The organism is Helicobacter cynogastricus, assembly GCF_900197855.1.
Classification (GTDB): domain Bacteria; phylum Campylobacterota; class Campylobacteria; order Campylobacterales; family Helicobacteraceae; genus Helicobacter; species Helicobacter cynogastricus.
This window is the reverse complement of record NZ_FZMQ01000014.1, coordinates 1-14,607: the sequence shown is the minus strand read 5'-3', so window position 1 is coordinate 14,607 and position 14,607 is coordinate 1. Positions and strand designations below refer to the sequence as shown.

Here is a 14,607-nt window from a genome sequence, read left to right as displayed (position 1 = left end):
TAAGCAAGAGAGTCCTGTGCCTTTTCCCTAGACAAGCAAATGCCAAGGGCAATTCTCTAAGAAAGGAGGTGATCCAACCGCAGGTTCACCTACGGTTACCTTGTTACGACTTCACCCCAGTCGCTGTGTGTGCCGTGGGCAGTAGCTACTTTAGCATCCTGACTTAAGGCAAACACAACTCCCATGGTGTGACGGGCGGTGAGTACAAGACCCGGGAACGTATTCACCGCAACATGGCTGATTTGCGATTACTAGCGATTCCAGCTTCATGCAGGCGAGTTGCAGCCTGCAATCCGAACTGAGAGGCGTTTTTAAGATTGGCTCAGCCTCGCGGCATTGCATCTCTTTGTGCACCCCATTGTAGCACGTGTGTAGCCCTAGGCGTAAGGGCCATGATGACTTGACGTCGTCCTCACCTTCCTCCTGCTTACGCAGGCAGTATTCTTAGAGAGCTCAGCATGATCTGTTAGCAACTAAGAAAGAGGGTTGCGCTCGTTGCGGGACTTAACCCAACATCTCACGACACGAGCTGACGACAGCCGTGCAGCACCTGTTTTCAGGGTCTAGCAAGCTAGACACTTCGCTATTTCTAGCAAATTCCTTCAATGTCAAGCCTAGGTAAGGTTCTTCGTGTATCTTCGAATTAAACCACATGCTCCACCGCTTGTGCGGGTCCCCGTCTATTCCTTTGAGTTTTAATCTTGCGACCGTACTCCCCAGGCGGGATGCTTAAGGCGTTAGCTGCATTACTGGGAGGACAAAGCCCCCCAACAACTAGCATCCATCGTTTAGGGCGTGGACTACCAGGGTATCTAATCCTGTTTGCTCCCCACGCTTTCGTGCAATCAGCGTCAGTATTGTTCCAGCAGGTCGCCTTCGCAATGAGTATTCCTCTTGATCTCTACGGATTTTACCCCTACACCAAGAATTCCACCTACCTCTCCCACACTCCAGAGTTGTAGTTTCAAATGCAGTTCTATGGTTAAGCCATAGGATTTCACATCTGACTTACAACCCCGCCTACGCACTCTTTACGCCCAGTGATTCCGAGTAACGCTTGCACCCTCCGTATTACCGCGGCTGCTGGCACGGAGTTAGCCGGTGCTTATTCGTCAGATACCGTCATTATCTTCTCTGACAAAAGGAGTTTACAATCCTAAAACCTTCATCCTCCACGCGGCGTTGCTGCTTCAGGCTTGCGCCCATTGAGCAATATTCCCTACTGCTGCCTCCCGTAGGAGTCTGGACCGTGTCTCAGTTCCAGTGTGTCCGTTCACCCTCTCAGGCCGGATACCCGTCATTGCCTTGGTGAGCCTTTACCTCACCAACAAGCTGATAGGACATAGACCAATCCTTTAGCGATAAATCTTTCCCCCATAGGGTAGTATTTGGTATTAATCACCATTTCTAGTGGCTATCCCAAACTAAAGGGCATGTCATCTATGCGTTACTCACCCGTGCGCCACTAATCCACCTAGCAAGCTAGGCTTCATCGTTCGACTTGCATGTATTAGGCACGCCGCCAGCGTTCACTCTGAGCCAGGATCAAACTCTCCATAAAGTTAAGTTTAAATCCTAAACTGGCTCTTGTGTTGTGGATTTCTCCACGCCACAAAATTAAGTTACTCTGTATTAGACAAGTTGTGTCAATAACTAGAGTTCTTTAGCCAAAAACAAAAATCAAAAAACAAATTTTGGCTACAAGACTCTCTTGCTTAAATGTCAAAGATCGTTGCGTTTGTTTGAAGCTTTTTAAAACCGCTTTGGCTTTTCAACCTTTGGATTTTTCAACCGCTTTAACTTTGGCAAAACGCGATTATAGGATTTTAAAGCTTAAGGGGGGCTTAAAGATAGAAGGAAGTTTTGAGGAGGAGTCCCTGGGCAGATTTGAATTGTACTATAGAAGAGATTTATTGTTAAAATGTTGTTTTTAAAATTTTTTAGGTGGGCGGTGTTTATGGGCGGATTCAATAATCTCTATCATCCAAATCCTCCCTCTAGGGTGCCTAGTGAGCCTAGAGAGGTCGTCCCAAACTTTTATTATAAAGAGTTGGATCGCGAAGTGCCAAACAGGCCTAGCGATGCAGATAGGTTTAGCAAGGCAATCAAACGCGCTCTAGAACCCTTTAAAGACCATGGGGCAATGGCAAGGATTCTGGAGAGCCATAACATAGTGGGAGACTTTTTACGCGCCTTTTTTATAGAAAACTCGCGCGTCCCCCTCGTCTGCGTCTTTTCTAATTTGTCTTTGGAGGATAAATTAACCCAAGACATCGAGGATCATAAGAAAAAGATCAAGCTGGGGGTGCGTATCCCTAATCACCCTCTGTTTTCTCAAATCCTGCTCCCTAGCGTGTCTTTGTTGGTGCGCGGGTTTTTGCCCTATGGGGCTAAATACCCCGTCTTTGTGCCCGAAGAAGTGAATGTTGTTTCTAGGGATTTGGGCGCGCATGAGCAGGAGGTGGAAGTGCGTTGCCGGTATGAAATGACTGGTACACCCAATAATCTAGTCGATAAGGCTTGGGTGCAATCCTTGCCCAAATATGCGATTCAAACCTCTAAAAGATTGCAGGAATGGCGGGAATATTTAAACTTTAAAGAGGCGTTCATCGCCGCGCATGAACAAAACAAAATCTTGCTGTTGGACGCGGAGCACAAAGGTCAGGGTTATGTCTGTGTGGTGGTGCTTAGAGCTAATTCATATGAGAAGCAATTAAAACACATCCAATCGTGCAGGGGAGCGGGGGCTGAACTGATCCCCCGCCAAGAATCCACAACTCCCATGTATTTCACACCGAACAAACAAAGAATGCGGGCTTTGAATTTGGAATACAAGGGCTGGGCAGAGATCAAGGATGCCAAACGCCTTGAGGCATGCCAATACATGTTTAAGGCCTATATCAAAGCAGAGGAAGAGGGGAAAGAAGAAGACAAGATTAAGGGCTTTGATGCCAAAGATTACCGCTTCTTAGAAGTCCGTGTCGAAGTGGAGGAGGATGCCCCCTTTGTGTTGGTGGAAGAGCCTGAGGAGGAGACTTCTGCCCATGATCCCAAGAGCGATTCAACCCCCCCTAAAAAGCCCAAACCTTGCGCGGTGCCCGGATTCTTTGGGCAGGCGTTGGGGGGCGATAAAGCCCAAATCAAACGCCATAGATTCCAATGTCAAGACCTCATCGAAAATAGAGATTGTGCCAACCCCTATTTGGCTAATTTTTTATTTGACATCCAAAACGCGTGCGTGCCTCAAGAGTTGGGGGTGGTGGATACTTGGTTTAATGCGGATTTAAACGAAAGCCAAAAAAAGGCGGTGCGTAAGATGCTCAGTGCTCCAGACATCGCGCTCATCCAAGGGCCCCCGGGCACGGGCAAAACCACAGTGATCGCTGAGGCGATTTTGCAATTTGTCCAAAGGGGGCAGAGCGTGCTTTTATCCAGCCAATCCCACGATGCGATCGACAACGCCCTAGAACGCCTGCCCAACCACCCCAACATCAAGGCGATCCGTCTAAACCGCGATGGTGAGCGCATTAAAGACAGCCCTTACGCCAAAGAGGATAGCTTAAGGCAGTATTACAAAGCTCTTAAGAACCACGCCCAAACTCTCTTAAGCCCCTTTGAGGACTTGCAAGGGCGAATCACGCGCTTAGAGGAGTGGTTAGAGACTGTGGGCTATGTCCAAGAAGCCCTAAAAGATACCAACACCCAAATCACAACTTTAGAGGCCCAGATTGCAGAAAAACAAGCCATTTTAAACAGAGAGCAGGAAGCCTATGACCGTGCTTTAAAAGCGCACCAAGAAGGGGTGGCGCAAAAAGAGGCGTGGTTATCCTTACAAGAGTTTTTAGAGGGCAAGCGGGGGGATATTTTGGAAATGGAAGTTTTGCCCACCCGTGCGGGGGCTTTGGTGCAAGATTTATTTGATTTGCATGAACAATGTGCTTTAAGGCAATCGTTTAATGCCCTTGATTTTGCGCGCGCCAGTGTGGCGCACCAAGTGCATATTTTAAAAACCTTCTATAAAAACCACCAAGATTTTTTAACAGCACGATCCCAAATCCAACAAGATATAGAGTTTTTAGAGCAGCTGCAAGAGGCGGACTTACAAAACACGGGGGCGAAGATTCAAATCGAACGCTTGGAACAAAGAGAGAAGCAACTAGCGCAGGCGATGGATGCGGGAGATGATAGTAAGGCACCAGAGTGGCGGGCGGTGCGTCAAGAAATTGCCCAAATCAAAAAACAGCACAAGGCGTTAAAGACAAAAATTTACGCCATCTTTAGCGATGACGCACAAATTTGCACACCTTTAGAAAGCACAACACAGGCGAAAGAATTGGCAGGCTTGTTGCGCCAAAGATTGGATTTTCTCCAAAGCAACATGCTTGAGGGGAGCTTAAAGGATTTGTTGCAAGAAATTCAAGACTTCACCCCCCCCCCCCCCCGAGCGGGTCATCTGCCCTCAAGGCTTTACAACACGAAATCCAAGCCCTCCAAGAAAAACGCCAAAACCAGTGCCAATTAAACGCCCAAAAAGCAAAAAGAAGCCACTGAATATTTACAAGAACTCCAAGAACTCTTAAAACACGATTCGCCCCCCGATGGTTTAGAAGCGGGCATAGAACAAGCCACACAAGCTAGAGAACAAGCCCAAACCCAAAGACAAGAGCACGCCCAACAATTCCAAACATACGAAAAACTTTTAAAAACATGGGTGCGGATTTTGGAGCAAGACCGGGCATCTAAAGACTATGCTGAGATCGAGGACGCGTTTAAGGCGTGTTGTAATGTCGTGGCGATCACTTCCAATAGCGGGCGGCGCGTGTTTGAGGGCTTGCCCCCTTATTTTGATGTGGGGATTGTCGATGAGGTGTCTAAATCCACGCCCTTAGAGCTGTTGATGCCCATGATGCGTGCGCGCAAGTCTGTTTTGGTGGGGGATCACCGCCAATTACCCCCCACTTTTAGAGAGGACATTTACACCAGCGAAGAGGCATTGCAAGAGGAAATGCAAGAGGTGGAGGGCAAAACCCTGCTCACCAAAGAACAATCCATGCGCTTTAAAAAAATGGTGAGCGCAGCCTTGTTTAAAGAACTCTTTGAGCAAGCCCCCGACATGCTTAGAGAACAACTCACCCACCAATTCCGCATGCACCCTGCGATCATGCGCCTTGTCAATCGCTTTTATGACACGCCTTTAATTTGCGCCAACCCTGACAAAGATCGCGCGCATGGCTTGCATTTGGGCAAGTTTTTAACGCCCCAGACGCACGCGGTGTGGGTGGATACAGGGGCGCACCCCGCAGGGGATGATGAAAACCCCCATGAAGCTTCGTTGATCGCCAAGACCCTTAAGGCGATGGATTTACAGCTAGGGCACAGGCAAGAAAAAATCCAAGTGGGGGTGGTGAGCTTTTATGCCGCGCAGGTCAAGCGCATTAAAGAGCAAATTAGAGAGCAGATGGGGGGCTTTAAAAATTTCAAGGCCTTAGATGTGCGGGTGGATACAGTGATTCGCTTTCAAGGCAAGGAAAAGCCCATCATTTTAGTGAGCATGGTCGCCACGCGGATCAAAAAGAGCCGCCATGCCAACACCTCGAGGTATGAATTTGTGAATGTGGCCTTCTCAAGGGCACAAAACCTTTTAATGGTCTTTGGGAGCGCAAAGGTCTTTAGCGAACAGAGGGTTTATTTGCCCAACCAAGAGGGCAAGAGAGTCTATAAAGGGATCATCGAGGCTTTAGACAGAGATTGGCCACAAAGCAGCCACTGCTTGATGGACGAATACACAAAAGCCCTTGATCGTGGCTTGGAGGAATCGCGATGATCAACATCTTAAAACAAAAGGTAGCCTACCCCATTGGGGTTTATGAAGTGGGGTTCAGTTACAGCAAAATCCGGGATATAAGCGTGTTTGAGGAATTGATCTTAGAGGCGGTCGATCAAAAAATGCCCTGCACACCCGCTACATTGGCAGAAGTGCTGGCAATCGATGGGAGGCTTTTAGAGGGGGTCTTACAACACCTCAAGCGTTGGGGGATTTTTAGCAACGATGCCCAAAATCTAGGGGATTTACGCTTGAGTGAGAGGTGGCAAAAGTTTTTTGAGCAAAAGAAAATGATGGGCAGACCGCACGGGGGAGATCTGACCTTGTATGTCGATCATGCCCAAAGTAACCAGTTGCATTTAAACGAACTAGACACATGGAAAGAGGAAGTTTCTTGCCCCATCGTGCTAGAAAATGTCTGCCGATTCGATTTAGCGGAGGCGGATTTAAGGGCGGTGATTGCCCAAAATGCCAAGTCTTTTAAGGATTGGTATGACCCAAAAGACACAAGGATTTTTTTAGAATCTGTCGAGGAATTTGAGGATCAATTTTGCCCCTTAGATTTAGAATTACGCTTAGATTCTAGCCAAAATCTCACCATCAACGCGCCTAAGAATTTTAAAACATGGCTAGAAAGCCTCAACAAGGACGAAGTGCATGCGGGACTCATCACACCCTTGTTGCCTAATCACAACGCGCATAAGCTCGATCTTGCATGGCAAGAAGTCCTAGAGGCTAGCCCAAAACCTTTAAAAATCCCCAACTCTGCCAAGTGGGCACTTGTGTGGAACGCACAAGATTTAAACATCCCCACCACCCATTACGACTCTTCCACAAAAACCCCCGCTTTAAAAGGGAAATGCCTCCAGCTCCCGGGTGATGATGCCCCCCAAAGATGGGGCGCAAGTCTTGGTCTCTATGCCGATTCCCAAAAAACCTATGAAATTTTACATGGCAACATGCCCTACTACTACAACAACCACAGCTATGAAGTTACCTGTTTTGTCAAAAGAACTACAGAAACTAAATTAGATTGGGCGGGGTTTTGTTTAGACCTACTAAGCACTTATGACTCTAGCATTTATGTATTTGCAGCGCATGTTGTGGAAAAAGAGGCGTGGTTATCCGCTCTCTTTAAGACAAACTCCACCATCACACTACAAGAGTGCGTCCAACTCAGCCATCAAATTAAAAAGACTTGGGAAAAAGACATGTCCAGCCCCACATGGCTAGAAAACTTGCCCCTGCTAGAGACCTTAGAGGAGTTTAAGAGGGCTAGAAGCTTGGAGGGGGGTAAAATCCCTTGGGCTAGACTTACGCCCCATTTGCAAGAGGAAATCATTGAGCAAGCTTTCGAGCAACCCACAAACGCGTTGGGTGAAATCCAAAACCTCCAAAACTTGGAACAAAACATCAAAACATACAGGGAAATTAAAAAGGCGATCGCAAAATTACCCGTTTTGGGCATTCTTGAGGGCGCAAAACAGGGCATCAAAGAGAATATTCACCAGTTGTTTGGGTGGAAGAGTTTTTGGGCAAACCTACTAAAGACCTATGATTTTGACATTTATGTTTGTGTGGCGCAGTTTGTGGAAAAAGAGGCATGGATTGCAGAACTTTTTCAGACAAACCCGGACATCAGTTTAACAGAGTGTCTAAGCTTGAGCCACCAAGTCAAAGAAGTTTGGAAAAAGGACATGCGCAGCCCCACATGGCTAGAAAATTTGCCGCTATTAGAAACTTTAGAGAGCGTCAAAGAAGCTAAGGAGTTGGTGGGGAGTAAAATCCCTTGGGCTAGACTTACGCCCCATTTACAAGAGGAGATCATTGATCGGGCGTTTTTAGAGGGTGTTAGCGCGCTAGCCCACCTACAAGATTTCCGCCAGCTTGAGCAAAACATGAGAGAATACCACGATCTCAAAAAACTTTTAAGCTCCAAAAACTTATCTGTGGCTCATCTCCTCCAACAAGCGGAGCGGGGCATAAGAGAGGATGTTTATCGATCTTTTAACTGGGAGGGTTTTTGGCAGGCCTTGTTAAAGACCTATGACTTTGAGACCTATATTTGTGCCGCGCAGTTTGTAGAAAAAGAGGAATGGATTTTAGCCCTTTTTATCGCTAAACCTAAAATCCCCCTCAAAGAGTGCCTAAACTTAACCCAAAAAATCCAAGAGGTTTGGAAAAAGGACATGTCCAGCCCCACATGGCTAGAGGGTTTGAGTGCTCCCACAAGTTTAAGCGCGCTCAAAGAGCTTAGGGGGTTGGTGGGGGCTAAAATCCCTTGGACGAAACTCTCTACACACTTGCAACAAGAGGCCATTAGCCAAGCTTTGCAACAAAACCCCCAAGCTTTCAGCGATGTAGAGGGCGTTAAAGATTTGGAGCGGGGGGTGCAAAGTTATATTGCCCTGCAAAACACCCTAGAAGCCCCGATCTCCTTAGATTCGTTTGAAAAGTTAGAACGGGGCATTCAAGACTTAGAGGGGTTGTTAGAAAAATACCCTGGTATGGCCTTACAAACCCCGCTCAAGCAACTTCAAGACACGCAGATCGCGATCGCCCAGATTTTAAAGAATACACGGGGGAAAAATACGCCCTCTTGGATTTAAACTTGATAAATCAAGTGGATTTACACAAGTTTGCCCAAGAGCTAGCCTCAAGACGCACCCTTTTATATGCCAGCGTGCAAAACTTAAATCTAGACTCTAGCCCCATTGCCCCCATTCCCCCCAAACCCGCCCTTTTAAAGCGCATGTTTGGGCTTAAAGACTACAGCCAAGCCGAGCAAATCCTTGCCTGCGCGTATTTTTATGCCCTAAACGACATGGTGATTTACAGCCATGACAAGGATTCAGCGCAACAGGCGCAGAGGTTTGGCTTAAAGGTGCAAGAGATCAGCCGTGAAGGCAACAAAAGCAAAAAGAAAAACAAAAAGAAAGGAAAAAAATGAGCCACGAATCTTATAGGAACTACCAGTTGAGAGCACAAAGAGAACGAGAACTGCGGGAACAGCAAAGGAGAGCTGAGGAACAAAAGGCAAGAGGGGCCGCTTTGGCGGATTTAATGCGCTTTCAAAGCACTTTGGATTTTGTAAGCAAAGAGGGTTTAGACAGCTATGCCAAAAGAGAGATTGCAGACATTCGGGCGCAAATTAAAAATATCGAAAACCTATCCACAGACAACCCTATGCAGGCCAGAACACTGAGCGCGCGACTCAACTACAGAATTGAGGATCTCCCCCGCTTATGTGCCGTGCTTAAGGAAGAGCATTTAGCCCAACAACGCCGCTTAGAGGAGTTAGAGAGACAGCGCAAAATCGCGGAACAACAAGCCAAAGAAAAGGCACACCTACAAGCTTTAAGCGCAGCGTGGGAGGAGGCTTTGCAAGGCTGGAGCGATAAAAGCGCGCGCAATTTGGCCCTTGATGCAATCGCCACTCTGCACGCCAAGATTTTCACAAACCCCCAAGAACACAACCCCCAAGAGATCAAGGAGCAAATGGCGGCCTTAGAGGCCAAGTTTCAGGGCATTTTGCAGGCACAACAAGCACAAGAGCAACAAGCCTTAGAGGCGCAATACAAGCAAGAGTTGCTAGAAAAACACCAAGCTAATTTGCCCGCACATGCCACACTTTTAAGCCTAGCCGAGTTGCAAGCCAAGGTGCAAAAGATCGAGCAGGCACAGATGAAGAAGGCAGAGGACGAAGCGGTGCGTAAGGAGATGGTAAAGGCGGTGTATCAGTCTTTGCAACAAGCCGGCTTTAGCGTGCAGGCCCCGACTTTAGACCCTGAAAAAGACCTTGTGATCGTGCGTGCCATGCGCGCTAATGGGGCTCAAGCCCAGTTTAGGGTGTCTTTAGACGGGGTTTTGAATTACCGCTTCGATCACTATGAGGGCAAGGCGTGCAAGGCGGATATGGATCAAGTCCTGCCTAAACTTAGCGAAGTCTATGGGGTGGATTTGGGTGAGGAGCGCGTCATTTGGGAAAACCCCGATGATTTAGACAAATGCGCCTTTGTGGATCAACGCTATGGAGGGCGGGGGATTTTAAATGTCTTGACCCAGCACCTCATGGACCCTTTGGCCGAATTTTTATTCACACACGCCACCGACAAGCAGGTCTTGAGCGGGCGCACGATCCAAGTCGTGCAAGCGGGCAAGGCCTTTGATTTTGACCTCATCTAATGGAGTGGATCAACTTAGCCCATTTAATAGAGGCGACAGAAGCTGAGGGGCCCGGGCTAAGAATCGCCCTTTGGGTGCAGGGGTGTTTGAAGCGTTGCAAGGGGTGTTGCAACGCGCATTTACTCCCCATCAAGCCCGCCCAAATCGTGCCAGTGTTAGAGCTCAAAGAAAGGGTTAAACACATACACGCCCAGTATCCAGACCTTGAGGGCATCACCTTTTTAGGCGGGGAGCCCTTTTTACAAGCCAAAGGTTTGGCGCACATCGCCAAACTTTGCCAAACTTTGGGGCTTTCGGTGATGGTCTTTTCGGGCTATTTGCTAGAGGAGTTGCAAGAGTCTCAATTTAAGGGGACTCAAGCTTTATTAGAGGCTACAGATGTCCTTGTCGATGGGGAGTTTGAGCAGGATAATCCAGAAGTTCGGCGCAACTGGGTGGGCCCCACCAACCAGCGTTTCCACTATCTTAGCGATCGCTATGACTCTTCTATTGAAACCATGCCCTGCATCGCCAATGAATGGCGAATCGACTCAAAAGGGCGCATCTTAGCCAATGGTCTACCCTTTGTATGGGAGTGAAGGTGAGTAGCATTAAAAATATTTATGCTAGAGAAATTGCTCTCCTGAAGACATTCTGCAGCGACAATCAGTACATAATTTGTACAAGCGGGGGTTTTTTAGTCTGCACATGTTAGAATAAATTAAAATTAAGAAAGGTGGACATGGATATCCATAACAGCGATGCAGACATTGAAAAGTTTTTTGCATTTTGCAAAGAAAATGAAGTGGAGTTTGTAGATTTCCGTTTTACAAATGTCAAGGGAACTTGGAATCATATGGGGTATTCAATGGGGGCAGTGGATGCTGAATTATTAAAAAGAGGCATTCCCTTCGATGCAAGTTCTATTAAGGCATGGCAGAGTATTGATAAATCCGATATGATCTTGCGTCCCGATCTTATCCGTTATTTTTTAGACCCTTTTAGTGCGGATGTTACAGCGGTAGTTTTCTGCGATGTGTGGGATGTGTACAAACAACAAGATTATGAAAAATGCCCGCGCAGCATCGCTAAAAAAGCCCTTCGCTATCTTAAAGAATCTGGCATGGGGGATATGGCGTATTTTGGAGCAGAGAACGAGTTCTTTATCTTTGACTCCATTAAAATTAAGGATAGCGCAAATTGTCAATACTATGAAATTGATAGTGAAGAGGGGGAATGGAATCGGGATAAAAGTTTTGAAGGAGGGGTGAATTTTGGACACAGGACAGGGCATAAAGGAGGGTATTTGCCCACACCACCTACAGATACTATGATGGATTTAAGAGCAGAGATCGTCAAGGTGTTAAACCAAGTGGGATTAGAAACTTATGTCGTGCATCACGAGGTCGCACAAGCGCAGGGCGAAGTGGGGGTGCGTTTTGGCGATTTAGTAGAAGCAGCAGACAATGTGCAAAAGCTCAAATATGTTGTTAAAATGGTAGCCCATCTCAATGGCAAGACAGCGACCTTTATGCCCAAACCTCTTTATGGTGATAATGGAAGCGGAATGCACACTCATGTCAGCATTTGGAGAGAAAATACAAATCTTTTTAGTGGGGATGTGTATAAGAATCTTAGCCAGCAAGCCTTACACTTCTTGGGGGGAGTACTCAAACATGCTAGAAGTCTAGCTGCTTTTACCAACGCTTCTAGCAATTCTTATAAACGCCTCATTCCCGGTTTTGAAGCTCCCAGTATTTTGAGTTACTCGGCACAAAATAGAAGTGCGAGTGTGCGTATCCCTTATGGAGTGAGTGGCAAGGCCGCACGCTTTGAGTTGCGTTTTCCAGATAGTTCCTCTAATCCTTATTTGGCTTTTGCGGCTATTTTGATGGCTGGTTTAGATGGTATCACTCAAAAAAGCGATCCGGGTCAACCTATGGATATTAACCTTTTCAAGTTGACCCTAGATGAAATCCGTGATAAGGGAATCAAGCAATTGCCACACACGCTAAGAAGTGCACTAGAGGAAATGTTGGCCGATAAGAATTATCTCAAACAGGGGGAGGTATTTAGTGAGGAATTCATTCAAGCTTACCAAAGTTTCAAATTTAGATCAGAGGTTTTCCCTTGGGAGAGCAAGCCCCATCCGGTAGAATTTGCAACGACTTATTCTTGTTAAGGGTTTAGGGGCAGAGATGGCTAAACGCCGCCGTGGGGCTTCTTTTTGGGATAGCCGTAAAAAATTTAATTTGGTGATGCGGATGCTTAAGCTAGCAATGCGTTTTTTAAAAAAGCGTTAAGCTGGCATTCATAGTTTTTAGGCTAGTATCCTAAAAATTTTTTTTAAAAAGGAACTTTCTATGTACAAAAGAGTCGCTTTGTGCGCGTTATTAGGTTTTTTTGGACTTGCCCACGCTGGTACTGCGCCCGTAACCGCTAAATATCTCTATGATTTGCACGAAAAGGCACAGCCCAAGAATCATTACACTTTGGCTTTAGCTCCCTTGAGCATCGATTTTAGTAAAAATGTGCCCACAAATTTGCGCGATAAATTTAGAAGCTCTTTGCAAACCCAAATTATTGACATGTTAAAGGCTCGGGGTTGTTCAGTGGTGATTGCACCCTTAGACAAGTTGAGCCCTGAGCAACAAGAGAGTGTTTTTGCTCTTGTAGATGTGAGTGCTTTTATCGATATTTTGGAAGATACGGATATGACTCTCTCAAAGAACAAGAAGAGCATCGAAGAGAACATTACTGATATTTCGGCTGGCTTTATGCGTCTAAAGCTCATTGAGCCCAAAAGCAAGAATGCTTTCCACATGTCTAGCATGGAATTACCTAGTTATGAGGTAAAGACTCATGTCCGTGTGAGTCAGCAACGCACGAGTTCAGGAGGCTTTATGCCTATTAGTCATATAACCCCTATACACGGCCCAAAATTTGAGAAAAACATTGATGAAGTGCTCTCAAAAGTTTATGCCAAAACTATGCAAAAAATAGCTCAAGATTTGCACACACAGAATTTTAAGCCCTATGAAAGGTTGGTGCAAAACTTCAAAAAATCTGAGCAGTCTGAACAAAAATAACGCACACCGCCGGCGTTTTCCGCCGGTGAGCTTTTACCACTCCCAACCACCACCTAAACGCACGGCCATGTAATTGGGGAGTTTGATTCCCCCGACTGAAGCGGTTTGTAGGCTAGATTGAATTGAAATATCCAAAACTTTAAAGAGGCGAATTCCACCTGTTAAAATAATGCCTTGATGTAAGCCTTCTTTGGCGATATTGCCCATCGCGCCAAATTTGAGACCAAACCATTTAAAATGTGCCATAATACCCCCACCGGTCATACGGCTGTATTTACCCAACATCATGGTTTGATTAGAAGTTAAATCCAAATCCCAAGCTAGACTTAGCCATTTCCAACGATACCCCAATCCCATGCGCACCTGTGGATCGATGCGCATAGAAGATCCGTTATTGAAGTTAATTTTAGGAGCATTAAGATACTTGCCCACTAGCCCCACACTCACACCCTTAATGCGGTAAGCAAGTCCCACATCAATGCCAAAAGTGCTTTGCCGTGCAATGGAATTCATGTTAAAGGAGGTCAGCTCACCTACAAGTTGACTCCCCTGATCTATGATGGTATTGAGACTACCTTTTGCAGAAAGAGCATAGCCCATAGCATAAATATAACGCGCGTCAATCCCTACTGAGAGTTTGCCTGCTTTTTTTAAATTAAACCCCTTGGCATAGCCAAAAGGCACGCTTCCCAAAACCAAAGCGCGGAGGGCAAGGGCATGTTGGGCATTGGGCGAAAACAAGGAAGAGTTATTAAAACTCTGTTGAGAGCTTGCTGTAAGTGTGAGGCTATTAGATGTTGCGCCCACTCTAAAATACAGAGGCCCATTGACACCACCACCCATCCCCACTCCTTGAGGCACACCGGGCACAGAAGGTGTTGGCAGGGGTATATCTTTAATGAATTGGTTGTATTGTGGATCGACTTTGAGGCTTGCGCCTATAAAACCGCTGGCAAATACGCCAAAGGCAAAAGTGCCTATGCCGCCTCTGCGCTTGACGCGGGGATGAACTTGGATAACCAGCCCATTTTGAGAATTTAAAAACACACCATTGCTTTTGATAAGATTAGAGGCGGCATTAACAAGTCCTATCACGCCCTTAATCCCTTGCCCCTCATCTGCATTAAAAGTTACTGAGCCTTGGTGATGGAGGATAATATTTGTAATCTCACTTTGGTGCGTAGTGAGCAAACTTTCCACATCAAGACCACCCAAACCCCCAGAGCTAGCTGCAGAGAATAATGGCAGAATATTTTTAGAACCTATGTCTGCGCCAAAACTATAGCCTAGCTTACTTCTTGCATCCACATCAAGCAGGGCGGGATTATAGTAGAGCCCCCAGGCTGAGTCCTCTAGGGCAACCCCCGCTCCACCCATACCAAAACTAGTATTCCCCATTTGTCCAAATTCCAACGCTCCTAGATCACTACACAACCATGCACACAAGCCCAGCAAACGCATCGATCTCATTAGCCAATCCTTTACTTTAAATGGAATATCAAAATTTTAACACACTTCCCCCCCCCCCCC

The 14,607-nt window shown here is 46.5% G+C and carries 9 protein-coding genes, 1 rRNA gene and 1 pseudogene; 9 read left to right on the top strand and 2 right to left on the bottom strand.

The annotated features are described in order from the left end of the window. Positions 1–61: 61 nt before the first annotated feature. A 16S ribosomal RNA gene (locus C6H00_RS06565) occupies positions 62–1,561 on the bottom strand. 396 nt (positions 1,562–1,957) lie between these two features. On the opposite strand from C6H00_RS06565, the gene C6H00_RS06555 reads away from it, so the two are divergent. The 9 genes and pseudogenes from C6H00_RS06555 to C6H00_RS06520 all read left to right on the top strand — a co-directional run bounded on the left by C6H00_RS06555 (position 1,958) and on the right by C6H00_RS06520 (position 13,077). Then, positions 1,958–4,522 carry an AAA domain-containing protein gene (locus C6H00_RS06555; RefSeq protein WP_233704464.1) on the top strand — a complete coding sequence of 855 codons (2,565 nt, stop codon included), beginning with the start codon at positions 1,958–1,960 and terminating at the stop codon, positions 4,520–4,522. Positions 4,523–4,603: 81 nt separating this feature from the next. Next, positions 4,604–4,948 (top strand): annotated as a pseudogene (locus C6H00_RS09005) (AAA domain-containing protein); the annotation flags it as partial. A gap of 57 nt (positions 4,949–5,005) precedes the next feature. Beyond that, a complete protein-coding gene (locus C6H00_RS09000; RefSeq protein ID WP_324728651.1) occupies positions 5,006–5,824 on the top strand; it encodes an AAA domain-containing protein in 819 nt (272 codons plus the stop codon). Next, complete coding sequence (locus C6H00_RS06545) at positions 5,821–8,433, top strand: hypothetical protein (protein ID WP_104750203.1); 2,613 nt, start codon at positions 5,821–5,823, stop codon at positions 8,431–8,433. The genes C6H00_RS09000 and C6H00_RS06545 overlap by 4 nt, the downstream gene beginning before the upstream one ends. 14 nt (positions 8,434–8,447) lie before the next feature. Then, a complete protein-coding gene (locus tag C6H00_RS06540; protein WP_233704462.1) occupies positions 8,448–8,774 on the top strand; it encodes a hypothetical protein in 327 nt (108 codons plus the stop codon). Then, complete coding sequence (locus C6H00_RS06535) at positions 8,771–10,009, top strand: hypothetical protein (protein WP_104750201.1); 1,239 nt, start codon at positions 8,771–8,773, stop codon at positions 10,007–10,009. The genes C6H00_RS06540 and C6H00_RS06535 overlap by 4 nt, the downstream gene beginning before the upstream one ends. Next, positions 10,009–10,587, top strand: a complete 579-nt coding sequence (locus C6H00_RS06530; RefSeq protein ID WP_104750200.1) for a 4Fe-4S single cluster domain-containing protein — start codon at positions 10,009–10,011, stop codon at positions 10,585–10,587. The genes C6H00_RS06535 and C6H00_RS06530 overlap by 1 nt, the downstream gene beginning before the upstream one ends. 143 nt (positions 10,588–10,730) lie before the next feature. Then, entirely contained in the window at positions 10,731–12,170 is a 1,440-nt protein-coding gene (gene glnA, locus C6H00_RS06525) for a type I glutamate--ammonia ligase (RefSeq protein WP_104750199.1), read from the top strand. 181 nt (positions 12,171–12,351) lie between these two features. Beyond that, positions 12,352–13,077 (top strand): HpaA family protein, encoded by a 726-nt coding sequence (locus C6H00_RS06520; protein WP_104750198.1) that lies wholly within the window; start codon positions 12,352–12,354, stop codon positions 13,075–13,077. Between the two features lie 33 nt (positions 13,078–13,110). Here the strand turns inward: C6H00_RS06520 and traF are convergent, their stop codons facing one another. Then, on the bottom strand, positions 13,111–14,547 hold the full coding sequence (gene traF, locus C6H00_RS06515; RefSeq protein ID WP_104750197.1) for a conjugal transfer protein TraF: 1,437 nt from the start codon (positions 14,545–14,547) through the stop codon (positions 13,111–13,113). Positions 14,548–14,607: the final 60 nt, after the last annotated feature.